The 24,710-nt window shown below is 47.5% G+C and carries 26 protein-coding genes and 1 pseudogene; 3 read left to right on the plus strand and 24 right to left on the minus strand.

From position 1 onward, the window contains the following. Positions 1–12: 12 nt before the first annotated feature. From UNITIG_RS05555 to fabV, 8 genes are all read right to left on the minus strand, one after another. Positions 13–1,443, minus strand: a complete 1,431-nt coding sequence (locus UNITIG_RS05555) for an AMP-binding protein (protein WP_369809179.1) — start codon at positions 1,441–1,443, stop codon at positions 13–15. Then, positions 1,341–1,604: a hypothetical protein gene (locus UNITIG_RS24085; RefSeq protein WP_235015279.1), complete on the minus strand. Its 264-nt coding sequence runs from the start codon at positions 1,602–1,604 to the stop codon at positions 1,341–1,343. The genes UNITIG_RS05555 and UNITIG_RS24085 overlap by 103 nt, the downstream gene beginning before the upstream one ends. A 219-nt stretch (positions 1,605–1,823) precedes the next feature. Then, positions 1,824–2,585 (minus strand): PEP-CTERM sorting domain-containing protein, encoded by a 762-nt coding sequence (locus UNITIG_RS05560; RefSeq protein ID WP_101757500.1) that lies wholly within the window; start codon positions 2,583–2,585, stop codon positions 1,824–1,826. A 42-nt stretch (positions 2,586–2,627) separates the two neighbouring features. Then, positions 2,628–3,110: a hypothetical protein gene (locus UNITIG_RS05565; RefSeq protein ID WP_101757501.1), complete on the minus strand. Its 483-nt coding sequence runs from the start codon at positions 3,108–3,110 to the stop codon at positions 2,628–2,630. A gap of 270 nt (positions 3,111–3,380) precedes the next feature. Further along, positions 3,381–3,596, minus strand: a complete 216-nt coding sequence (locus UNITIG_RS25470; RefSeq protein WP_369809146.1) for a hypothetical protein — start codon at positions 3,594–3,596, stop codon at positions 3,381–3,383. A 29-nt stretch (positions 3,597–3,625) separates the two neighbouring features. Beyond that, positions 3,626–4,222, minus strand: coding sequence for an MBL fold metallo-hydrolase (locus UNITIG_RS05570; protein ID WP_369809147.1), 597 nt, complete (start codon positions 4,220–4,222; stop codon positions 3,626–3,628). Next, positions 4,173–4,634 (minus strand): thioesterase family protein, encoded by a 462-nt coding sequence (locus UNITIG_RS05575; protein WP_101757502.1) that lies wholly within the window; start codon positions 4,632–4,634, stop codon positions 4,173–4,175. Before UNITIG_RS05575 ends, UNITIG_RS05570 begins: the two co-directional genes overlap by 50 nt. A 16-nt stretch (positions 4,635–4,650) precedes the next feature. After that, entirely contained in the window at positions 4,651–5,841 is a 1,191-nt protein-coding gene (gene fabV, locus UNITIG_RS05580) for an enoyl-ACP reductase FabV (protein ID WP_101757503.1), read from the minus strand. Positions 5,842–6,015: 174 nt separating this feature from the next. On the opposite strand from fabV, the gene UNITIG_RS05585 reads away from it, so the two are divergent. The 3 genes from UNITIG_RS05585 to waaC all read left to right on the plus strand — a co-directional run bounded on the left by UNITIG_RS05585 (position 6,016) and on the right by waaC (position 9,144). After that, positions 6,016–6,594, plus strand: a complete 579-nt coding sequence (locus UNITIG_RS05585) for a tRNA-(ms[2]io[6]A)-hydroxylase (protein ID WP_101757504.1) — start codon at positions 6,016–6,018, stop codon at positions 6,592–6,594. A 452-nt stretch (positions 6,595–7,046) separates the two neighbouring features. Then, entirely contained in the window at positions 7,047–7,961 is a 915-nt protein-coding gene (locus UNITIG_RS05590) for a hypothetical protein (protein ID WP_145999100.1), read from the plus strand. A gap of 121 nt (positions 7,962–8,082) precedes the next feature. Continuing rightward, positions 8,083–9,144, plus strand: coding sequence for a lipopolysaccharide heptosyltransferase I (gene waaC, locus UNITIG_RS05595; protein WP_101757506.1), 1,062 nt, complete (start codon positions 8,083–8,085; stop codon positions 9,142–9,144). Positions 9,145–9,331: 187 nt separating this feature from the next. Here the strand turns inward: waaC and UNITIG_RS05600 are convergent, their stop codons facing one another. The 16 genes and pseudogenes from UNITIG_RS05600 to oadA form a co-directional block, all read right to left on the minus strand. Beyond that, positions 9,332–10,108, minus strand: a complete 777-nt coding sequence (locus tag UNITIG_RS05600; RefSeq protein ID WP_101757507.1) for a type II secretion system protein N — start codon at positions 10,106–10,108, stop codon at positions 9,332–9,334. A 2-nt stretch (positions 10,109–10,110) separates the two neighbouring features. Next, positions 10,111–10,587, minus strand: coding sequence for a type II secretion system protein GspM (gene gspM / locus UNITIG_RS05605; RefSeq protein ID WP_101757508.1), 477 nt, complete (start codon positions 10,585–10,587; stop codon positions 10,111–10,113). A gap of 47 nt (positions 10,588–10,634) precedes the next feature. Beyond that, complete coding sequence (gene gspL, locus UNITIG_RS05610) at positions 10,635–11,864, minus strand: type II secretion system protein GspL (protein ID WP_101757509.1); 1,230 nt, start codon at positions 11,862–11,864, stop codon at positions 10,635–10,637. Positions 11,865–11,913: 49 nt separating this feature from the next. Continuing rightward, the gene (gspK, locus tag UNITIG_RS05615) at positions 11,914–12,954 is read right to left on the minus strand and encodes a type II secretion system minor pseudopilin GspK (RefSeq protein WP_101757510.1); all 1,041 of its coding nucleotides are present in this window, start codon (positions 12,952–12,954) and stop codon (positions 11,914–11,916) included. Next, complete coding sequence (gspJ, locus tag UNITIG_RS05620) at positions 12,929–13,564, minus strand: type II secretion system minor pseudopilin GspJ (RefSeq protein WP_101757511.1); 636 nt, start codon at positions 13,562–13,564, stop codon at positions 12,929–12,931. The genes gspK and gspJ overlap by 26 nt, the downstream gene beginning before the upstream one ends. Then, a complete protein-coding gene (gene gspI, locus UNITIG_RS05625; protein ID WP_101757512.1) occupies positions 13,564–14,019 on the minus strand; it encodes a type II secretion system minor pseudopilin GspI in 456 nt (151 codons plus the stop codon). Before gspI ends, gspJ begins: the two co-directional genes overlap by 1 nt. Then, complete coding sequence (locus tag UNITIG_RS05630; protein ID WP_101757513.1) at positions 14,009–14,683, minus strand: prepilin-type N-terminal cleavage/methylation domain-containing protein; 675 nt, start codon at positions 14,681–14,683, stop codon at positions 14,009–14,011. The genes gspI and UNITIG_RS05630 overlap by 11 nt, the downstream gene beginning before the upstream one ends. A 3-nt stretch (positions 14,684–14,686) precedes the next feature. Continuing rightward, positions 14,687–15,157: a type II secretion system major pseudopilin GspG gene (gspG, locus tag UNITIG_RS05635; protein WP_101757514.1), complete on the minus strand. Its 471-nt coding sequence runs from the start codon at positions 15,155–15,157 to the stop codon at positions 14,687–14,689. Positions 15,158–15,169: 12 nt separating this feature from the next. Further along, the gene (gspF, locus tag UNITIG_RS05640) at positions 15,170–16,402 is read right to left on the minus strand and encodes a type II secretion system inner membrane protein GspF (protein ID WP_101757515.1); all 1,233 of its coding nucleotides are present in this window, start codon (positions 16,400–16,402) and stop codon (positions 15,170–15,172) included. Between the two features lie 17 nt (positions 16,403–16,419). Beyond that, complete coding sequence (gene gspE / locus UNITIG_RS05645; protein ID WP_235015281.1) at positions 16,420–17,991, minus strand: type II secretion system ATPase GspE; 1,572 nt, start codon at positions 17,989–17,991, stop codon at positions 16,420–16,422. Positions 17,992–17,999: 8 nt separating this feature from the next. After that, positions 18,000–20,060, minus strand: a complete 2,061-nt coding sequence (gene gspD, locus UNITIG_RS05650; RefSeq protein WP_235015282.1) for a type II secretion system secretin GspD — start codon at positions 20,058–20,060, stop codon at positions 18,000–18,002. Between the two features lie 104 nt (positions 20,061–20,164). Continuing rightward, positions 20,165–21,121, minus strand: coding sequence for a type II secretion system protein GspC (gene gspC, locus UNITIG_RS05655; protein WP_145999101.1), 957 nt, complete (start codon positions 21,119–21,121; stop codon positions 20,165–20,167). 428 nt (positions 21,122–21,549) lie between these two features. Beyond that, entirely contained in the window at positions 21,550–22,275 is a 726-nt protein-coding gene (locus UNITIG_RS24090) for a sodium ion-translocating decarboxylase subunit beta (RefSeq protein WP_235015283.1), read from the minus strand. After that, a complete protein-coding gene (locus tag UNITIG_RS24095) occupies positions 22,241–22,411 on the minus strand; it encodes a sodium ion-translocating decarboxylase subunit beta (protein WP_235015284.1) in 171 nt (56 codons plus the stop codon). Before UNITIG_RS24095 ends, UNITIG_RS24090 begins: the two co-directional genes overlap by 35 nt. Beyond that, positions 22,383–22,844 carry a sodium ion-translocating decarboxylase subunit beta gene (locus tag UNITIG_RS24100; protein WP_235015285.1) on the minus strand — a complete coding sequence of 154 codons (462 nt, stop codon included), beginning with the start codon at positions 22,842–22,844 and terminating at the stop codon, positions 22,383–22,385. Before UNITIG_RS24100 ends, UNITIG_RS24095 begins: the two co-directional genes overlap by 29 nt. A 24-nt stretch (positions 22,845–22,868) precedes the next feature. Then, a pseudogene (oadA, locus tag UNITIG_RS05665) lies at positions 22,869–24,681 on the minus strand (sodium-extruding oxaloacetate decarboxylase subunit alpha). Positions 24,682–24,710: the final 29 nt, after the last annotated feature.

The following is a 24,710-nucleotide window of genomic DNA, read 5'->3' on the forward strand; positions in this document are numbered from 1 at the left end:
ATCCTTTATTAGTTAAACAGCTTTGCCCAGCAACTGCTGTGCTTGTTGCTTTAGCGCAGGCTTTAACACCTTACCGGATGCATTTAATGGCAAAGCATCTACAAACTTAATATAAAAAGGCACCTTATAACGAGCTAGCTTAGCGGCACAAAAATCCTGAACTTTTGATTCATCAATCTCTGCAGACTTCGTTTTTACAATAAACGCCATACCCACCTCACCTTGCGGCTGCTTGGGAACACCGATGACAGCGACTTGCGCAACCCCCGCTAAGCCATAAAGCGTTTTTTCAACCTCTGCTGGATAGACGTTCTCACCGTTCATGATATACATGTCTTTCAGCCGATCAGTAATGCGGATATAACCACGCTCATCCATGGTGCCGATATCACCAGTACGCATCCAACCTTCTGCAGTAATAGTTTCAGCAGTCGCTTCCGGCATATCAAAATAACCCTGCATCACGTTATAACCGCGCACCCACAGTTCGCCCTCTTCGCCACGCGGTACTTCTTCAGCAGTAGCCACATTGACGCACATCACTTCAATACCATCCAATGCGCGACCGCAGGTACCAGCAATAATGTCGGCATCATCTTCTGGCCGACAAATACTGACCATGCCGGTGGATTCCGTTAAACCGTAGGCAGTCACCACCGTTTCAAAGCCCAATTCATTGCGCATATCCTCAACCAGCTTTACTGGCACTGCAGCACCACCAGTGGTGCAAACGCGCAAACTGGAAAGATCATAATTAGCCCGCTGCGGATCATTAAGAATCATTTCAAACATAGAGGGCACACCGGGCATAACGGTGATTTTATCGCGCTCGATCTGCGCCATAACCTGTTCGCGATCGAACGCTCGCGCCGGAATGATTTTGCAACCTTTGATGATCGCTGCCAGCCAACCGGCCTTGTAACCGAACGAGTGAAAAAAGGGATTGATGATCAGGTAATTATCTTCCGGTCTTAAACCTACCGTATTACCCCAAATGGTAAAGACCTGAATATTTTGTCGATGGTTACACAACACACCTTTAGGTTTACCGGTAGTACCCGAAGTAAATAACATATCCATAATGTCATCAGGGCTAACCTGATCAATACGTTGCTGTAATTGCAGATCACTGACAACATCACCCAAGGCCAAAAAAGCCTCCCAGCTAAGCGCACGATCATCAACATCCTGGAGTAACACTTGATGCTTTAAACTGGGCAGTTCGTGAGCGGCCAGCATCTCCAGCGGTGATCCATTTTCAAGACGAGGAAAGGTCAGTAATACACGGGCGCTGCTTCTGCGCAAAATATCTGCCGCCTCATGCCCCTGCAAACGATTGATCAACGGCACCAAAATTCCACCAATACTTTGCATACCGATAGCGGCAATAATCCACTGATAGATATTGGGCGCCCAAATAGCTGCGCGCTCCCCATGTTGCAGGCCGCCGCCATAAACGCTTTTGCTGCAGCTCTGCCCGCCAAATGTAATTCGCTGTAGGTGATAGTGACATCACCATCCTGAATAGCGATGCGATCGGCAAAGACGCTGGCCGAAGACGCAACCAGCTGCGGCAGGGTTTGTGGCGGGGCAGAAAGCGACATTGAAACGGGATACTCCTGACGGCTGACTCCAATAGGGTGCCTATACTAGAAGCTGGCGGGGTACAACGCAACCGCTTTGCGTAGATAGTTAATCAATATTCTACGCAATATGGATATCATTTACTTATAAACCCCACCTTTCTTAGCATTTATCCATACTACAGGCATAAAAAAACCCGGCTAAGCCGGGCTATTTTTATGCCTGTTATAGATAGCAGGTCAAACAAAACGCTTGCGAGACACCCCTAAAGCGACCAACCCTAAAGCCAGCAACGCAATACTGCCCGGCTCAGTAACCGCTGCTGAAGGTATAGAATACACCCCTTCAATAACATCATTACCGCAAGTCATTACCCAGTGAAAACCAATATCATCGCCAGGAGCTAAGCCCAATAAAGCGTAATCAAACACATAGGTGTATTCATAATCCCAAATACCCGAGCTTGACGCCTGTGCGCCAGAGTAGCTAATACCAGCGCCGGTATCACTACCACCGTCCACATTAACTTCTTGCCCAAGCCGACAACATTCGCCTTCGAGGTCACTGAGAATATTGATGGTACTACCATCATCCAGTGCGACTAACGCCCCCAAATCACTATCGTATGCAAACTCCCAATCCTCACCATTGTCAGCGTTATCAAAATCATAAGCACCACCGCCGTAAGGGTTCCAACCATTGCTGCTGATAAACAGGTCACCTGCTACATAGCCGCCAGTATTAGCTGCATCCGTGGCAATAAAATCGGTATTGATGGTCACCGACATGACGGTGCCCACAGTATCGACATTCATGCTGTAGACTTCGTAGAGCGGACCACCGATCACATCGCGAGAATACCCCAAATGCTGGGTGTAAATTGAATCAGCAGCACCGGTATATTCATCAGCGATCAATACCGCATTAGCTGTAGCAGCCGACAAAAGAACGCCAGCAGCGATACCAGCACGAACAAAATATCCTATAGTTTTTCTTAACATTACAACCTCAACTGATCAGGTATTCATTACCCAATCTATATCTTATTTCCTGGAAACTCGAGAACCCAATAAACCTAATGCAGAAGCAAATAACACCAAAGCACCTGGTAATGGAACTTCACTTGACGGAGTCAAAAAGCCGCTCCACTCTTTGTTATTATAGGTAGGGGTAACCGACAGACTAAAATCAGCCGTCTGGTAACTTAAAGCAACCAGCTGACCGCTATCCCAAGTTGCCGTGGCGGGTGCAATAGCATCCGACAAATCATAAACAGAGCCACTAACATCGACCTGGATACCCACAACATCGAAGGTGCCTGATGTACCCGCAAGCCCCCAGGTAATTGCTTCAGCAACTTCTACACTACTGTTGTTCACTGGCACAAATAAAGGTGTACCGGCGCCAACTGCACCGCCATCCCATAAAAATAGATCGTAAACAACAGCATTAGCAGTAGACACTAAACCACTCAGCAGAGCACAACAAAAAGCGGCAGGGAGAACGTTTCTTTTAATTATATTCATAACAATATTACTCTTACTTATAGTTTTAGACTTTGTATAGCAAAATTCAGGCCACTACAAAAAAACCAATAAAATCATAAACTTAACAAAACACAAAATCAGCACTATGTAAAATAACCCGACATTTACCGGGCCTCAGGACTATGCATTCAGGTTTTTTTTGGGGGGGGTCAGATGACGCCCAAATAGAGAAACCGATTAGGCTCCAAGCTCATAATGCAAGCCCGACCAAAATACTCATGCAAATCAGCAAAAATCATGGCTGTACACCTAGGCTAATGACAACCACTCATCGCCTACTTTTTTAGCAAGCCCATCTTTTTCCGATTTAATTAGATGCGCCAACAAAGAATACTCAGCAATGGGGTGTAGCGCAGGATCCACATCATCATAGACTAAAGGAGTGAGCCGCTTAACACTACTCTGGCGCTGCTTACTCAATACCGCCAGCACCTTGGCCTCCCGTCCCAAACGATGATCAATCAATCGCTGGATTTCGGCCGTTGGGTTCTCGATTAGCAGTCCATGCCCGGCCCCAACGCTGTAAGCGGATAATCCAGCAGCAATTGCAACGAGCTGATGTAATCCTTCATATCACCATGCGGAGGAATAATAACGACAGTGGAACCCTGCATAATGTGATCGCCGGTTAACAGCAAACCATCCTCTTCCACCAAATAACAAAGATGATTATCGACATGACCGGGGGTATAAATAGCGCGAATAGAGAACTCTTCAGTGGTCAGGCATTCATCATGGTCAAAACGCCTGCCAGGGCTAAAGCTTTCATCCTGAAAGCCATCATTGTCAGCCAACTTATTACCTAACACCTCAGCACCACTGGCGGCAGCTAAAGCTGCAGCTGCGGGAGAATGATCAGGATGCGTATGAGTCACTAAAATCCAGCGGAGATTGTCGCCGCAGGCCGCCAGTATTGCGGCGATGTGCGATGGATCTGCCGGCCCAGGATCAACCACAGCAATATTGTCATCGCCCACCAAATACGTATTGGTGCCCGGCCCCGTCATCGGGCCAGGATTGGGAGCCGTAATACGTCTAACCCTATCGGATAATTGATAGATTTGCCCGACAACAATTTCGCCCGTGGTCATTGATCTTCACCCTGCACGCGCTAAGCCAAAAGCTGGCGCAAAAAATCCGGAGCGGGAATAGGCCGCCCGTCACCCTATCCACCCAGACGCAAGTCAAATCGGACTCAGTGTAGAGTGCATCATCATCGCGGCCGCGCAACTGCTGCGCCAGGGTATAACTGGTATTACCCACTCGCTCGACCCGAGTGACAACCTTTAAGCGATTGGGATAAATCACCGGCAGATGATAAAGCGTGGTCGACTTTAACACTACCGGCCCCACCTCACCGCCAACCAGATGTGACCCCATACCCTCAAACCATTCGACCCGAGCTGACTCAAAGTAACGCAGGTACTCGGTATTGTTTACATGCCCCAGCGCATCCATTTCACCCCAACGTACATCGATGGGGTATTCATGATGATTCTGCATAATAACCAGAAACGCCTTACGCTAAATTGGCAATGGGTACTTCGGGGTTAACATCGGCATCATAATCCACACCGTCAATTTCAAAACCGAATAACCGCAAGAACTCTTGTTTGTAACCGGCCATATCACTGATCTCATCAAGGTTTTCATCGGTGATTTTGGCCCATAACTCACCCACCTTTGCCTGTATCTCCGGCTGCAGCTCTTTATAGTCAGCACGTAAACGACCATCCGCATCCAGCCGCGGCGAGCTACCATACAAGCTCTCGCGAAATAATAAGTCGATTTGCTCAATACAGCCCTCGTGATTACCGGCTTCTTTCATCACTTTGAATAACAAACCCAAATACAACGGCATTACCGGAATAGCCGAACTGGCTTGCGTGACTACTGCTTTCAATACTGACACCCGGGCATCTCCACCCGTCGCCGCTAACGTGTCACGAATACCCAGCACCTTTTGATCAAGATCTTTTTTCGCCTGACCGATGGTGCCATCCCAATATATGTCGTGAGTAATGCTTTCCCCGATATAGGTATAAGCAGTGGTCTTGGCTCCTGGCGCTAAAACATCAGCAGCATGCAATGCATCAATCCACATTTGCCAATCTTCGCCGCCCATCACCGCTACGGTGTTGTCGATTTCTTCCTGAGTGGCCGCTTCAATATCAAATTGTTTCAGCAGTTGTTTGTCGGTATCGATACCTGTTTGCACAACATTCTTGCCAATAGGTTTTAAGGTAGAGTTATGCACCACGCCAGTAACCGGGTGTTGACGACGTGGTGATGCCAAACTGTAAACTACGAGATCCACCTGACCCAAATCCTGCTTGATAACGTCAATGGTCTTTTGCTTAATCTCATCAGAGAACGCATCACCATTTATGCTTTTAGCGTACAAGCCTTCCGCTTCAGCGTATTTATGAAAACCCGCGGAGTTATACCAACCCGCAGTGCCTGGTTTTTTCTCTGATCCTTCTTTTTCAAAAAACAAACCCAGCGTCGCAGCGCCACTACCAAAAGCGGCGGTAATTCTAGACGCCAACCCGTAGCCTGTAGACGCACCAATCACCAACACTTTTTTGGGACCATTCTCAATTGCACCATTGGCTTTGACATAATCAATCTGGCTTTTCACGTTGGCCTCACAACCTACTGGGTGAGTAGTTACACATAAAAAGCCACGAACACGGGGTTTGATAATCATAAAAAGTCCTTGCGCTATCTTTTTGGTATCGGAGGAATTGGCGGCTATTATAACCAGTCTTGAAAAATGCTCCAGCTGACAAGCACATAAACCCAGTAAGTTAATCTACCGCTGATCTTGCACCACCCATTCAGCCCCTTATAATGCGCCCTCATTCAATATTCAAAGAGATTCATGAGTAAAATCAAGCTAGCTTATAGCACCTCCAATGAATGGACGAAAACGGTCCTCGCTGATTTTGACGCCTTTTTGCTCGATCATGCCGCCGCTGAGAAAAAAGCCTCGGGCATGGCGGTATCCATGCTGTCCCACTATCCCAACCGGGTCGAACTAGTCGAAGCCATGGCCGAGCTGGCAGTAGAAGAAATGACCCATTACCGCGAAGTCGTCAAACTCATCCACAGTCGCGGCAATATCACCAGCAAAGATGAAAAAGACCCCTACGTAAATCAATTTCGATTGGCATTGCGCAAAGGTAGCGACGAATATTTCCTTGACCGGCTACTGCTAGGCGGCATCATCGAAGCACGCGGTGCTGAACGCTTTGGCTTAATTGCCAAAGCACTGGAACCCGGCCAATTGAAAAACTTTTACAACTCTATAACCCGCTCTGAAGATCGGCATAAAGACCTGATGGTAGATTTAGCTCTATTGTATTTCGACCACACCATAGTCAACCAACGCCTAGCTGAACTGATTGCCATTGAAGCGGACATTGTCGAACAATTGCCCTTACGCGCAGCTTTACATTAAAACCTACCCATGACGGCATTAACAAAATACTTAAACCAATATGCCGAAACAGAAACTCTGGCCTTAGCCGAATTTCCGGCAACATTTCAACAGGCGTAGTCATCCCTTTTTATCGTGAGAGCGCAGCAGCAATAGAAAGTTTTGTCACCTTCGCCGAGCAACACCCTGGCACCTTAATTATTGCTGTAATCAACCGCCCCATCACAGATTCCGACACACAGTGGGCCAACCAACTGCTGAACCTCGCTCATTTTCAGCAAACACCAAGCTGGCAATCAGCGGATCGCCAACTGCGATGCTATGACTTAGACGCTAGAAAAAACAGCCTCCGCAGCGCAATATTAATCGTTGATAAAGCACTTAACGGACGTTCAATACCTGACAATCAGGGCGTAGGACTGGCCAGAAAAATCGGCGCAGATATTTTATGTCGTTTGATCACAGAAAAAAAAGTGCAATCACCATGGATCGCTAACACCGATGCGGATGTTAAATTGCCCAGCGACTATTTCGACGCACTCACCCCGCTTAGTACAACCAAAATTGCTGCCGTTATTTTTCCTTTCACCGCTTTATTATCCGACAAGCTCGCACCACTACCTACATTACTCTACGATTTCTCGCTGCATTATTACGTCGACGGCCTGGCATGGGCAGGCAGTCCCTATAGCTACCAAACCATCGGCAGCACTATAGCAGTACACTTTAACCACTATGCGCAAGTGCGCGGCTTCCCCAAGCGCGCTGCTGCAGAAGATTTTTACATACTCAATAAGCTGGCTAAAACTGGCGAGATAAAAAAACTTAAACACCCACACATAAATATTATCGCCCGACACTCAGACCGCGTACCCTTTGGCACTGGGCCCGCTGTCAGCAAATTAGCACAAGCCGACAATCCATTAGCCATGCCGCTGTACCACCCTGATTGTTTTCTTTATTTAAAATATTTTCTACAGTTACAAACGTCACTATGTCAGGCCGAAAATTTTGCTCAGGACAATATCCAGCTACACTGCCAACGGCTATTTAACGATCAGACAAACAGCCCACAGGTAAACACGCTGTTACTAGCTGCCGAACAATTCAAATTAGCGGCCGCACTTAGCCATTGCTTTAAACAGGGAGCAACACCAGCAGCCAGAACGCAACATTTGCAACATTGGTTTGATGGTTTTAAAACACTAAAATTTATTCACTGGTTACGCGATCAACAGCTAGGCATGCTGAATTTTCAATACTGGCTGGAACACCAGCAAGAATATGCATTACCGATCACCGCAGCAATGCAAAGCCTGATTAAACAGATTCAATCCAGTGCAGCAGCTAAACCTGTATTTTCAAGCACTCCAACAAGCAATAACTAAAAAGCTGATTGGTAACAAATGATCAGGTATACTCTACGCCAACATCAAAAGGGGGCTCACCAGCCCCCTTTTTTACTATCAAACCCTATCAATTAAACATTACCAATTAAACACTGACTTTATGAGCAAACGGGTACTCCTAATCAAATTGACCTCCATGGGCGATTTAATGCATGCGCTACCCGCGCTTACCGATGCCAGCCGCGCCTTCCCTGGCATTCAATTTGACTGGGTGATAGATGAGGCGTTTGCCGACGTTGCTAGCTGGCACCCATCAGTAAACCGGATCATCCCCAGCGCCCACCGTCGCTGGAAAAAAAATCTTCGCCAATCAATTATCAACGGTGAGTTAAAGCATTTTTATCAACAGCTAAATCAGGATGACTACGATGTCATTATTGATGGGCAAAACAATATTAAAAGTGCTACCACTATCCTATTAAGACGCGGCAAGGCCCATGGTCTCGACAAGTTCAGCATCAAAGAAAAACCGGCCAGCTGGGCTTACCACATCAAACACCGCGCAGATCAATCGCTGCATGCAATTAGCCGACAACGCTTACTCTTTGCCCAAGCGATAGGTTATGACCTACCTGACACCATTGCTGATTTCGGCATAGATAAAAACCGGTTAGTGCTACCGCCGGACTTTGAGCTTCCAGAGCGCTATTTATTTTTTGTACACAATGCCAGCTGGAGCACCAAGCTTTGGCCAGACTCACACTGGGATACACTCATCAACCAAGCCAGCAGTGCTGGCTATCAGGTACTGCTCCCCTGCGGAAACGATGAGGAATTACTGCGCGCGCAGCAGCTAGCCGCTAGCCACGACAACGCCATCAGCTTACCCAAATTACCGCTTACCCAAGTCGCGGCAATATTAAACAAAGCCGCAGGCGCCGTTTGCTGCGATACCGGGCTTTGCCATTTAGCGGCCCTGTTAGATATTCCAGCGGTAAGTTTATATGGCCCAACCGATGCCAAACTCATTGGGGCTACCGGTCTAAACCAACAGCATCTCATAGCCAACGACACAGAGTTCCCTTGCAGCCCATGCTATAAACAGGTTTGCAGTTGGTACGATAGCGACCAGCCAATGTCAGCTTGCATGCAATCATTGCAACCGCTAAAAGTCTGGGACAGTCTTTCAAGCTTAATCAATAACCGCGATCAACAGCATTAAGTCCCAACTCAGCCAATCAGCACAAATCATCCTCGCGATACGGGATACAGACTGCTCGAAATCAATACCATGCTGATAGAAATATTTTAAGAATGAATACGAAACGATATATCAAATAAATTTTACGTAATTCGCGTCATGTTTTTTTTGGATCACTTTTTTGAAGTGGTAGGACTTCGTGCGACGATCAAAACCGACCACGCTTATTAATAGTCACTTCACCATTGGCTCCGCGTCTTCCTAACCAGGCAATAGTCTCGATAACTTCAGGCGCCAATCCCTGACGTGGTATTAACGTAGCTTTGAAGGTATAGACACCTGATGGGGCAACGGACAACAAACCGTCCAAGCCTAAAGACGCGGCAAAATCATTTAGCTGGAACTGTACATTATCTTGTTGCAAATAAATTTGCGCCATATAACTACCCAGCGGCATATCACGATCGCCTCCCAACCAATCTACATACTCAAGGTTGAGAACACCGTCAATTGATGTCAATCGCTGTTGCTGCAATACGATTTGACCTACCACAAAAGCAATGTCGCCTTTAACCAACATCGGAATCCAGGGCTCTAACTTGCTAATCGGAAAACGCCCCTCAAGATTGTTGATTCTGACCTCACCCTGCTCATTAGCCACAACCAACGCTGACACCCGATGATCATCCGCTATCGCTTTGACTTGCAGCACAGCCAGACGATCCAGTAATGCGAAGGCATCCAACTGCCAGGACAATTGACCTAAAGAAAAGGTAACGCCATCGAGAGTCAGTTGCGCCTGCGCACTACCCTGCCAAACCGTACCCTGGGTTTCGGCTAATAATAATCGTGGACTGTTAGGCGGTAATAACTGACGAGTTTCAATTTCAGCTAATGCCAATGGCAGCAGACTCGCTGGCGCCAACCTCACCGCTAATGCTACTACAACCACGGCAGCGATAAGTAAACCCAAAAACCATTTCATGCTTATGCATCCTGCCGCAAACGCACCGACACATTGACATAACCGGAATCGGAACCAGGGGATACCGATAAATCTTTAATCACCACGCCTTGTTCATTTTCGAGCTCATGAAGCCAGGCAACGATATTGTTAAAGGCTGCATTCTCAAAACGCACCTGCACATCACCCGAGGAAGACGGCTGAAAGCGACTCATCGCTAAACCGTTTTTCTTCACTGTGTTATCGATCAGTCGAGTCAAATTTTGGCTTTGGTTTGAAACGGCATAGCCTTTTTGCTTTAAGGCTTCATATTCAGCAGCCAGTGCAGTGACACTGTTAAGTGTTTCCGCTGCGCGCTGATTTTGCACTTCCAATTGTGCAACCGATGACGACATAGGCTGTAGTATCAATACAAACAGTACGTAAAGTATTACTGAAGCGCCTCCACACAAAAGCAGTAATTGCTCCTGACGCGTTAGATTGTTAAACCATTGTTGCATTACGCTTACCTTCTGTTGTTTTGCTACTGCTAACCAAAGACTACCGGCTAAGAACGGACCTTTAATCTTGCCCGAGTTTTATCCCCTTCAGCGTTACTGCCAGTGAGTTCGGCTTTTAATCCCAGCTTTTCCAATTTAGCTCTGGCGGTTTCAACATCATTGAACCCTGCAGCCAATATCGTTAACCGTATTTCTGAATCTTTCTCTGTGTAATTCAGGCTTTGCACACTCAAGCCATCGATTGACGCTACTACTTCACCCACTTGCGCCAATAAACCAACAAAACCGGTGCCAGCACTTCCTTTCAAACTATTTACTTTACGCCGCAGTTGCTTTTCCGCATCCATGACTGCGCCGACAGGTACCGCAGATCGATAAGCGCGTTCAATTTGCGCGCGCAGCTCTACATTTCTGGATTCAAGAATGGTTTTCTGGGTGTACACCGAGGCGAACTGCAATACCGTCACCGCCAAAAACATAAACCCGGCAATACGCCAATGCATCCACCATTTTTTCCACGGCAAACTGGGCGCAAAATCACCCTGCAATAAATTTATAGCTTTCGCTTTAAGTTGCGATTGCATGACACCATCAGCAATGATCTGCCAGTAATCCTGAATCTGAAAGTCGGCAATACCCCTTAGCATTTCAGGCAGTTGATTTAGCACCGCCTGCTCTCTATCGGCAGCGCAATACACGGTCAATTGCAGAGGTAATTCTTCTGCCTCATCTAATAATAATTGCAGCGCAAAACTTGCCGTCTCAGCATCCATGGCAAAACCGTGGTATGCCCCAACGCGAACCAGCCAGCGATCAGCCTCCACCATCAATGTCCAGGAATTATCTGCTACTGGCAAGTAAAAAAGCTCGGACACTAATTGGGTAATAGCTATCTCTTGCCGCTCTAGCCCAGCTAATGACTCTTCTATAATGCGGCGTGAAACCAATGCCAACGGTACCGTGGACTCACCCACTTTACCCAGAGCAAAATGCACATTATCAACATCCTCCAGGCAATCTTCTTCCAAGGTATAGGGAATAGTTTGTCTTAACAGTTTGCGCTCGTGCTCGTCAAAAGCGACTTCTTTAATACTAACCGCTTCCGCAGCCACTAAAAATACAGCATCCGAATTCGCGGCACAGGCTTGCGCCAAACGCTCACCATCACCCACCTGCAACTCCGCCAGCGGATCGCCTACTATCGTTTGCTTTTGGTCGATCGACAACCACTCATAATTATCGATGCCACACGGTTTTATTAATAATGTTGACGCCACTGGTTACCAACTCTTGTTATCAATTAATACAATCACAACGTATCTATCACTATTCCGCTTCACACTCACCTAAACCACTCCGCGCTCTGGCAATAGTTTTTATGTCACCATCTTTATTACGATGCAGCACACTATACAATCGTGCTTCTCTATCCAGAAAAATGGTTTCTGTTTTCAACAGAAAAAAACTACTTTCAACTGCCAGGTCAATACCCGGCAAGGCGGTAGCGGGATGGGCATCTACAAACTTTTCCACATCATCAAAACCACCGGCTTGCTGCGCGGCTAACTCTACCGACACATCGCCATCACGGTCACTCTTAATACTTTCTGCATCGCCCTCTGATAAAGGCTGCAAATCGCCATCCACATTAATGGCACGCAACAACTGTGGATCGGCAGTATTAATATTTAACGAAACACCGGCAGGGAGTGCAACCACCAAGGGGGCCAACGCCTTGAATATGTCCGCATTGATACCCTTCACCCAGCGCAGCTCAGATACCCGATGTAAATCCTGATTGCCCGGCCGCATCGGGACTTCTAAATCGGCATAATCGCTATTCTCAGCTCCGCTATTGATACTAATATCATCCGGATCAATCCAGTCCGTCACCGCCTGCGTTAACTCTTTGGCCTGAAATTCATCCAACGGATTTTCTAATTCCAAGGTCTGCAGCAAGCGAATAAATATTTGCTGATCCGGGCTAAACCCGGTAGTAGCACCACGCAAATTATTCAGATTAAACCGCCCCTGCAAATCACACAAGGTGCCGGCAATTGCCCCTTGATCCATTGGAAACTCAATCCGTTGCTGCAACCAACCTTCACTGCGATGATCTTTTCCCGTCTTGGCAATATGGTCCTCCTGCAATACTTGCCTGGCGATACCCTCAGCACCCCGCAAATAGGCAAAGGCCTGTTTGCCGTGCAATTGATTTTCAACGCGCTTAAAGGTCACTAAAAAATCACTGTTTAAACTACTGGCGATCAATACCACCATCACCACAATGACCAGCGCTAAAATTAATGCGGCGCCTTGTTGCCGCTGAGGCGCTGAACCTTTACGGTGCGGGGATGCTATATACACGCCGCACCTCGCCAAAATTTTCCAACTCCAATTTAATTTCGATAGCGCGAGGTAAGGTACTCGGGTTATCCCACTCGTCGACCCACTCACCACCAATCGGGCTGACTTGTGATGAACTGGAGCCGGAATCCAAAAAAGCCAGCTGTAAATTCTCTACACTTTTCAGTAATAATGTCCGCTGCTGACCATCTGCTTCCGACAAGCGATCCAACACCGACCAGCTTTCGCGCCACAGCTCATCACCCTGCAAATAATAACGCACCCGCTGCAAATCACTGCGTGGCAATTGCCGCGGATTATCCCAACCACTGCGAGTTAGTATCAAGGGATAATCATTAAACGCCCCACCTTTTAGTGGCGCTTGTGTATCTCCGTATTCATCCTTGATTGAACGGGCGACCGCATGCCTGATATCACGTTCAATCACTGTCAACGGCAACTGGATCTCTGCAATTTGCCGGGCTTGCTTTTCATGTACCTCGGCAGCATTAATGGAGGTACTTAAACCACTGTAAGCCAACAAGGCAATTAACGAGGTAATCACCATCGCCAATAATACTTCGACTAAAGTAAAGCCGTGCGACGCATTGAACAACTTAAGTTGCGACATCAGTTGCCACCCAGCCGGTGGTACTGATCCAGTACTATCCGCAAGCTGACAACATTGGATGTATCTTCTTCCTTTTCCCTTACCGTGATTTCTATTTGTTGAAAATTATTATTTTCTGTGACAATTTCCAACGGCTTGGCTCGCCAAAACCATTCCCTTCCTGCCATCTCTTCTTTGCCACTACGCTCCGTACGCAGAATACGGTTGGTATGTTCATTCTCTAAAAACAATAATTCCTGTTGATTTAACGCCACCCAATGGGCAATGGTTTTATCGCGCAAATAAGCGGTGTTATCGATGGTGCTCATCATTTGAAACAATAGCGATGAAATAGCCACAGCTACAATTAACATCGCCACCATCACTTCTACCAGCGTAAAACCCTTTGCCGACAAACGCCCGCGATGCTGCGACCGCTCTGTTATTGATGTCAGTAACAAACGCTTACTCGTCATCGTTATCACCGGGAAGCTTTAACGCGATCCGACCTAATTCATCACCGACTACCGTAACCTTGTTATCAGGGTCATCGATAATATACAGCTCCATCGAAAAGGCGCTCATTTCGCCACTGGACAGCAACCACAGCGCGGGTTCAATAGGCTCACGCTGATTGCCCTGCTCTAATTGCTCAACGACTGATGGCCTCTCTTCGTCTTTAGGCTGGGCCTGCAGCATGGGCTTTATTGTTTCAATATCACGTTTATTCGGTATCTCAATAGGTTGATCTGCCCCCTCCAACGATATGCGCAAACCAATAAAGGGGGAAAATACAAAATCAACCGGTCGATGACTATCCACGGCTAACTGCCAGTCGCCATCATCATTGCGAATTAACCAGCGATAACCTAACTGTTCAATCCCCTCTTCAAGCTGCCGGTAGATATCAACGCCCCATTGCCGGTTACTAAGCACCGCCTCTTCGGCGATCAAGCTGGTATTGTTAGCAAATTGTCTGGCTTCAACCTGTAACTGCTGGCCATCACTGCTGCCAACATTAACGCTAACCAAACTAAATCCTAAACCGATAATCAACAGCACTACTAACAACTCGACCAAACTAAAGCCGCGGCGCTTACCGCGAAAAGTTTGCTTTGATAACACGAGCTGGTTACGCACTAATTACTCTTTTTCTCCAGCTTTCATCCAGCTGCCAATATCCGCGTTTTGATCTTCACCACCAGTGACTCCATCAGCACCCAGGCTATAAATATCGTATTCACCCTCACCAAATTCTGACGGGCTTAAATATAAATAAGTACGCCCCCAGGGATCCAACGGTAGATCTTCCAGGTAGCCATTCTTTTTCCAGTTACCAGGAATAGGATCAATCGTTGGCTTGTCCACCAAGGCCTCCAGGCCCTGCTCACTGGTCGGGTAATTATAATTATCCAAACGATACATTTTTAGCGAAGTAGCAATCGCCGCAAAATCGGCCTGTACTTTTTGCACCCGCGCCTCATCGGCACGATCCAATACATTGGGAGCAACAATACTCACCAACAGTCCGATAATAACCAACACCACCATAATCTCGATCAAACTAAAACCCGACTGTTTGATGCCCTGTATTTTGTTTAGCTGCAGTTTCATTTATTTTTCCAACTAGGTAATTAAATTATTCATTTCAATAATCGGCAGTAATATCGCAAACACAATGGTACAGACTATCACCGCCATCACAACAATCATTAATGGCTCCAAAATAGCCATTAAGTTCCCCAAGGTCATTTCCAACTCACGTTGCTGATTGGTCGCGGAACGGGTCAGCATGGTTTCTAATTCTCCACTGGCTTCACCGCTTGCCACCATGTGCACCATCATTGGTGGAAATACTTCCGCCTGCTCCAGCGCCCGGTGCAAGCTACCGCCCTCCTGGACCGAAATTGCGACCGACTTACTGGCCTCGCGCAGACGTAAATTACTTAATACCTGCCCAGCGATACGTAAGCCGTCTAACAGAGGCACACCACTGGAAGTTAAAATACTCAGCGTAGAGGCAAACCTCGCGGTATCCATCGACGTCACAAGACCGGAAATAAACGGCATTTTTAATAACAAGCCATGCCACACTTTACGTCGCGCAGGACTCTTCAGGAATTGCTGCGCACTGATCACCAAGGCAAACATAAAGACAATAACCAGCCACCATTTTTCGGTAAAAAAATCACTGGTGGCGATCACCATTTGCGTCAATACGGGTAACTTCTGGTTAGTATGCTTAAACATACCCACCAAATCCGGCACCACAAACACCATCAAAATGCCGATCACCCCGACCGACAATACTACGAGAATAATCGGGTAAATCATCGCGCCTTTCAATTTTTGCTGGGTGTATTGACTGCTCTCGGTATAATCGGCCAACTGTTCCAATACCGTACCCAAAAAGCCTGCATGCTCACCGGCTTTTACCATTGAGCAATACATCTCGTTAAACACCAGCGGAAAATCACCGAGGCCATAAGCCAAGCTATGCCCCTCCAGCACACGGGCTCGCACCTGCAAAATCAAACTTTTTATTCGGGGTTTGCGCGCCTGCTGGGCAGTCGCGGTTAAGGCTTCATCCAGCGGCATATTGGATTGTACTAGCGTCGCCAGCTGCCGGGTGACCAGGGCTAAATCCGATTGACTGATGCGCGGCTTAAACCAATTAGCGTAAAAAGGCGTATTTTTATCGTTCGCTTTTGCCGACTTTTCATTGGACTCAGTAACTGAAACCGGTTTCAACTGACGCGAACGCAACTGACTTCGCACTTGCCGCTCTGAATCACCTTCCAGCAAGCCTTTGACCATTTTGCCCTTGGCATCGAGTGCTTTGTAACTAAATGCTGACATCGTTTAACACTCCAGCATCAGGCTGCGGTAACCCGCAGCACTTCTTCGACTGTGGTCTCCCCTGCCAACACCCGACGACGACCATCATCCAAAATGCCCCCGGACTTTTTACGTGCTTGTTCCAGCATCTGCTGTTCGCTAGCGCCTTCATGAATCATGGAACGCAAGGCATCATCTATCATGATCATTTCATAAATACCGGTACGACCTTTATAGCCCGTGTGATTACACTGATCGCAACCGCCAGCACGACAGATAGTCACTTCACTGGCGTCATCAGTAATCGCTAACAATAAACGTTCAGCCTCACTGGCAACATGATTCTCTTTACACTGTGGACACAGCACCCGCACCAACCGTTGCGCCATCACCGCAATCAAGCTTGATGATAATAAAAACGGCTCGACACCCATATCCTGCAACCGGGTAATAGCACCGACGGCGGTATTGGTGTGCAAAGTGGAAAGTACCAAGTGACCAGTCAAACTGGCCTGTACTGCAATTTCTGCGGTTTCTGTATCGCGGATTTCACCCACCATCACCACATCGGGATCCTGGCGTAAAATAGCACGCAAACCACGGGCAAACGTCATCTCTACTTTGGCATTAACCTGGGTTTGACCAATGCCGGGTAATAAATATTCCACCGGATCTTCAATGGTTAATATATTTCTGCTGGTCTCGTTTATTTCTGTAAGACCGGCATAGAGCGTGGTTGTTTTACCGGAACCCGTTGGCCCGGTCACCAGAATAATCCCATGAGGAGTAGACAGCGCTTTTTTATACGCGGTATTGGCCTGCTCATTCATTTTCAGCTGGCGCAACTCTAATTGCCCGGCTTGTTTATCTAACAAACGCAGTACCACGCGCTCGCCATGGGCAGAAGGAATAGTGGATACCCGGATATCCACCGCATGCCCCGCCAATCGAATGGAGATACGACCATCCTGCGGCACTCTTTTCTCGGCGATATCAAGCTTGGCCATCACCTTTAACCGCGAAACCAGCAACGGTGCTAACAAGCGTTTGGGGGATAGCACTTCAGTTAACACACCATCAATACGAAAACGTACAGTCAGGCGATCTTCAAAGGTTTCTACATGAATATCCGAGGCCTGCTCTCTTACGGCCTGTGACAACACTGCGTTAATTAAACGAATGACCGGCGCGTCATCCTCCGCATCCATCAAGTCGGCAGTATCGGGAATATCATCGGCCAGGCGACTTAAATCAAAGTCGGAACCCATATCTTCTGCGACTTGTATCGCTTCATTATTATCTTTTTGGTAGACCTTGGTTAAGCGCGTCTGAAATAGTTTGTCACTGATTTCTTCAGTCGTTAGCGCGACATCGAGCACCCGACGCAACTCAATCAGTGTGGCTACGCGCAAACCACTACGGTAGTAAATTTTCGGCTGATCCTGCTCGTATTCCAGCAACACACCGTGAGTCTGGGCGAAAGTAAACGGCAACCTTTTTAGCGGGCCATCACCTATCTCATCTTCACCAATAGCATCAAGGTTAACGTCTAGCGGCGGGGCCAGATCAGCTTCCAATTCCACCATAGCTTTGTCAGTACTTTCGCTCATTATTCAGCTCACAAGCTACTGTTAGAATCTTTGACATTCACTTCAACGGCATTGGGAGCAGCGTCCTCTCTGATCACCTCTAATGCTTCTAATTGCTGCTGCCACTCGGGTAACAAAGGCAAGTTTTTATCGTCAAGTAAATCCACGCCCTCGTCAATTTCTTCAAGCTGCTTTTCTCGAATCAATCGGTATTTTCCCGCAGTCACATCATCCATTTGTTTTTTATCGCGGACGATAGTTGGGCGAAGAAAAATGAGTAAATGTTTTTTCCCATGGGTAGTAGAGGTACTTCTGAACAAAGAACCAATGATCGGGATATCACCTAACACAGGCACTTTTTGCACCCTCTCGCTGATGTTATCCTCGATCAAACCACCCAGCACAATAGTTTGACCGTTATCTGCCAGTATTTTGGTATCAATTTTTCGTTCACTGGTAATGGGATTGCTATTTAATACGGCACTGGTCCCCACCACATTGGAAACTTCTTGTGAAATAGCCAATATCAGCGAATCACCCTCATTAATTTGCGGCGTTACTTTGAGAGTGATACCGACATTTTCACGCTCTACCGTTTGAAACGGATTATCCGGGTTAGATGAGCTAGTACCCGTAGCGGTATAAGAGCCAGTAACAAAGGGAATACTTTGACCCACGACAATAGAGGCTTCCTCGTTATCCAGCGTCATTAATGACGGCGTGGATAAAATATTTGCTTCGGTATTTTGTTGTAATGCGTTAATAACCACATTAAAACTTAGGTCATCGGCTAACCGCCCTATTCCTAACACTTGCCCTGTGGCGCTACCAACCACACCAGCAATACTAGCGCGTGTATCTACAGGGTCACCATTATCATCGGTTTCAAAACCGGCAGCCGCGATAGCACCACCCAGCCCAGAATTATTAGAGCCACCATATGCACCGCTATCGTTAATAAATAACCACTCAATACCCAAATCACGGCCATTATCATCTGTCATTTCAACAATAATCGCTTCAACCAGCACCTGCGCCCGACGAATATCCAAACGCTGAACCACCGACAATAGCGACTGCATGGTGTCGGCTTCAGCGGTGATAATTAAGGAATTGGTACCCTCGTCTGCCTCAATGGTCGACGTATGCTTTTTAGCCGCATTGGCAGATTTATCCTGAGAATTCATCTGCTCGATATTCTGCACCACCTTACTTAACACCTCAGATAAATCTTTGGCTTCGGCGTACTCCAAATAAACGACTTTGACGTTGCCACTTTGTGCAAGAGGAGTATCCAGATAATCAATCAGCGTTTTTACTCGCTGCCGCTCTAATTCATCACCGGTCACTAACACACTATTAGTCCGCTTATCCGCGACCAACACTAGTTTTTTGGTCTCCGCCTGAGCTTTACCACCACTATCTTTTGCCAGCTGCTCTAACATGCGAACCACTTCTTCCGCCGCCGCATGCTCAAGGGTGACTACATCGGTTTTTTGAATAGCCGATAAATCGATACTGTTAATGACTTGTTTGATACGGGCAATATTGGCTGCGGTATCGGAAATAATAATGGCGTTGCTGGGCGCATAAGCCGCCATGTGTGCTTGCTGCGGAGCCAATGGTCGCAACACAGGAATTAATTTTGCTGCAGAAATATTCTCTAACTGAATCACCTGGGTGATAATTTCGCTGTTCGCCGCAACATCATTCGTAACCACTTGCACCGGAGCGGTTCGTGCGTCTTTCATTGGAATAACACGCACCACCTCACCTGACTCTACAGCGGCAAACCCCTGTATTTCCAGAATTGATAAAAACAAATCATAGAGTTGTTTGCTATTCACCGGCTTAGCAGAAATAACCTGCACTTTACCTTTAACCTGCGAATCGATGATGATGGTTTTCTGAGTAGCTTTGGCAACAAAGCGAATTAGCTCATGAATATCTGTCTCTTTAAAATTAACAGTCCAGGTTTGCCCATCATCACTGTCAGGCTGCGCATTAACCGTTAAGCAAACACCTAAACCCAAAACTAAGCCTAATGCGAGCACACGACTATTCGCCACCCACTGCTTGAATAAAACCATAAACTCCATACCCAATTAAATAATAAACCCCGAACCAACGGGATCAAAATACTGTACTTATATTTTATGTTGATACTGACCACACCGTGCCAGCAATCAACACCTTATTCTTCCAATGCCACTAACACTTCAACTGAGGCGCCATTACGATCAACAACAAAAGATGCCTGCGTTGCGGTGCGCATTAACTTATAAATTTCCAGCGCCTTCGACGGCTCATTCAACTCAATACCATTGATCGATGTCACGATATCATTAGTTTTAAAACCCAAGCGGGAAAACTGTTGCCGATCACGACCGGGGCTAACCCGATAACCTACCATTTGGCCGTCTCTTTGCGCCGGAGAAATCCTTAACACTTCAGCCAGCGAACTCGGGTTCTTATACAAGCGATCCCGATAATCAGCTGCTAGATCAGTGGCTTTGGTATCATTACGTTTGTCGGTAACCCCCGGCCTTTTATTGATTCTAGTGACCACACTGGGTGTCGACTTTCCATTAGATTTTTCTTCTGCGTACAACCAGAGCGACTCATAGCTGCCAACATTATCGAGAATCACATGATCCAATAGCACTTTTGCCAGCACCACTTTATTACCTACTGGCAGCTTGTCGCCCACCGCATATTGATCCTGCTTACCTTGATAGACAATTACTGCCACCGAGCCGGTTGCATCTGGGGTATGCACAATACCCTCAAGAGTTAAATTTAATTTGGTCACCGCCGCATCAATTTCAACTTCGTCACTGGGCATGGAATTGACTACTGGCTCTATCAGACTGCCCACCTGACCAAACAAGTCCAGCGCCTGCAGTTTGGCAACATCGACACTCTTTTCGACGGGTGCTACGACCACACTTCCACTATCGGGAACTACCGATACCTCATTGGCCGGGGAACTGATAAGTACTGTGGCTAGCTGGACCAGAACCACTAGCAACCAGATACCAATAACCGCGCAAAAAGCATTATGGATCTGCTTGCTTGGCAAGGCTGCGGCAGTGCCTGCCAATTGCTGCGCCATCGACGTTAATCGCGCCGTCACATGCTCTGCGGTCAAACCACCACCTCTATCATTATAATTAGGGCACCATTATATGGGCCATACCAAGGGAGTGGAACCCTGCAAGCCATACCAAAATGCGGCAAATTCACACCTTACTGGAAATCAGCAAAACATCGCCTAGTATTAAGAACCCTGCTGCTCACTTTCTAAGCACTAGCAACAAGCAATACCGGCTATAAATAACAACAAACCATCTTAAATCAACAAGATAACAGTAATATGACACATCGATTTTTCATTAATCGCCGCACTGGCCAGGATCGTAGAGAAGGCTGCGAAAAACGCCGAAACCCAAGACTGGACTTGAGCCATAAGCGTCGACGCCAGTTTACTGACCGACGTCAACATAATCGCAGCTTAACAGAAGACTTTCAGGCCACTAGTATAATTATCAACCGTGAAAATCCCAGACACTCCAAGCACTAGCCTCCAACCAGACTAATCATCACCCCGGCAGCTACCGCAGAGCCGATAACACCCGCTACATTGGGGCCCATTGCGTGCATCAGCAGAAAATTTTGCGGATCTGCATCCAAACCAACTTTATTAGACACTCTCGCAGCCATCGGCACCGCTGACACCCCCGCCGAACCGATTAATGGATTAATCGGGCTGGATGAGAGCCGATTCATCAATTTAGCCATCAGCACACCGGTGGCGGTGCCAATACAAAACGCCACCACGCCCAGTAATAAAATCCCCAGCGTATTTAAATCCAAAAACTTGTCCGCACTCAGTTTGGAGCCCACTGACAAGCCGAGAAAAATAGTGGTGATATTAATTAATGCGTTTTGCGCAGTGTCACTTAAACGATCAACCACACCACATTCACGCATCAGATTTCCGAGACAAAACATTCCCAATAAGGGTGCTGCTGAAGGCAACAACAAGGCCACCAATATTAACAAGACTAATGGGAAACAGATTTTTTCAACTTTGGAGACGGTCGCAGCTGCACCATCACGATTTTGCGCTCGGCTTCGGTGGTCAACGCTTTCATTATCGGTGGCTGGATCAAAAGGCACCAACGCCATATAGGAATAGGCCGCCACTGCAATTGCACCTAACAAATCCGGGGCTAACAAACTTGCCACATAGATAGCCGTAGGGCCGTCAGCACCACCCGATAATACCAATCGCCGCGGCATCCGCGAGACTAAAATCCATCCAGCCTATTGACGTTAAGCCAACCGCCCCAAGCACAGTCGCAAAAATACCAAACTGGGCAGCAGCTCCCAAAAATAGGGTTTTAGGGTTAGCCAGCAAAGGACCAAAATCCGTCATCGCCCCTACGCCCCATAAAAATAACGAGGGGTGCAACGCCGCTGGCAATCGCCACGGTATAAAAGTTGTAGAGCATGCCGTTACCAAAGCCATGGTCACCGGCAACCTGCACCGCCGCCACATGGGCTGCACCCGCTGACGTTTCATAAGCATGGTAAAGCTCTTTGCCGGCCTCCCAGCTGGCAACACCCAGGCTTTTGGCGATCTCCGCCAAGACTTCCGGATCACCAGAATTGATGGCGTTTTCCACTGCTGAAAAAGCCATTCCCGCGCCCGGAATATTGGCCAGAATGCCGCCAAAACCAATGGGAACTAATAGCAACGGCTCAAACTTGCGGTTGATCGCCAGATAAAGCAACAGCAACCCAACCACCACCATCACAAACTGACCGGGGACTATCTGGTAAATTCCGGTGTCATACCAAAGCGACAATAACTATCCATTACAAGTTCCCGCTTAGGCGATGGTTAATAAGATATCGCCGACAGAGACAGAGTCCCCCTCTTTGACACTGATTGCGCCCACCACGCCCGTCTGGGCCGCGCGAACTTCCGTTTCCATTTTCATGGCCTCTAAAATAATAATCACATCGCCTTGCTGCACCGAGTCACCGGCAGCGACATTGACCTTAAATATATTGCCGCCAAGGGCGCGATCATCGGTTTGCCAGCACCATCCGCAGGCGCTGCTGCCGGGGCAGACGCTGTAGCAGCAACGGGAGTGATGTTGGAAATATCACCACCCTCAGCCACTTGCACAACGTAACTCTGACCGGAGACCGATACGGTATAGACCGATGGATCGCAGCAGCCGGCGCAGGTGCGGCAACCACTTCGGCACCTGTTGGTACCGGCTCAAAGGCTTCAGGGTTATTGCGGTTTTGTAAAAACTTCAAACCTATTTCAGGAAACAACGCGTAAGTCAGCACATCATCAATTTCATTCTCACCCGCCGCCAAAGTGATTTTGTCGCTGCGACCCGCTTTAATTCTGTGGTTAATCGTTCAACTTCCGGTGTCAACAAGTCAGCTGGGCGGCAGGTAATCACTTCTGCACCATCCAACACCCGTTGCTGTAACTCAGTGTTAAACCGGTGCCGGCGTCGCGCCATACTCGCCTTTCAGTACACCCGCTGTTTCTTTTGAAATAGACTTATAACGCTCGCCAAAGATGACATTCATTACTGCTTGAGTACCAACGATTTGCGAAGTCGGTGTCACCAACGGAATAAAACCTAAATCTTCACGCACTTTAGGGATTTCTGCTAAAACCGCATCCAGTTTGTCAGCAGCCCCCTGGTCTTTCAGCTGGCTTTCCATATTGGTCAACATGCCACCCGGTACCTGCGCTACCAAAATACGCGAGTCCACACCGCGCAATGCGCCTTCAAATTTGGCGTATTTTTTCCGCACTTCACGGAAATACGCGGCAATTTCTTCCAACAAATTAATATCCAAACCGGTGTCACGATCTGTGCCCTCCAGCATGGCCACTACCGACTCAGTGGGCGAATGACCATAGGTCATACTCATTGAAGAAATCGAAGTGTCTACATTATCAATGCCCGCCTCAATAGCTTTTAATGCCGTGGCGGTTGAAAGACCAGTTGTCGCGTGACACTGCATGTGCACAGGAATTGATAATTCCTTTTTCAAGCGGCTGACCAATTCAAAGGCAACATAAGGCTTTAACAAACCCGCCATATCCTTGATTGCTATAGAGTCGGCTCCCATCGCTTCAATCTGCTTGGACAATTGTACCCATAGCTCGATGTTATGCACCGGGCTTAAGGTATAGGAAATCGTACCCTGTGCATGTTTACCCACTTTGCGTACTGCTTTAATCGCCGTTTCCAGGTTGCGCGGATCATTCATTGCATCAAATACCCGAAACACATCGACGCCATTGACCGCTGCACGCTCAACAAAACGCTCCACTACATCATCCGCATAGTGGCGGTAACCCAAAATATTCTGGCCGCGGAATAACATCTGCTGCGGCGTATTAGGCATCGCCTTTTTTAATTCACGAATGCGTTCCCAAGGATCTTCACCCAGATAACGGATACACGCATCAAAAGTCGCACCGCCCCAGGACTCCAACGACCAAAAACCAACTTGATCCAACTTTTCTGCAATGGGCAACATATCATCCAAACGCATACGAGTAGCAAACAACGATTGGTGCGCATCCCGCAGCACCACATCAGTGATACCTAGCGGACGTTTTTTACCAGAATCAGAATTAGTGGCTGTAGTGCTGTCACTCATGATCAAAACCTATATGTGGGAATGGATAG

The organism is Oceanicoccus sp. KOV_DT_Chl (assembly GCF_900120175.1).
Classification (GTDB): Bacteria; Pseudomonadota; Gammaproteobacteria; order Pseudomonadales; family Dasaniaceae; genus Oceanicoccus.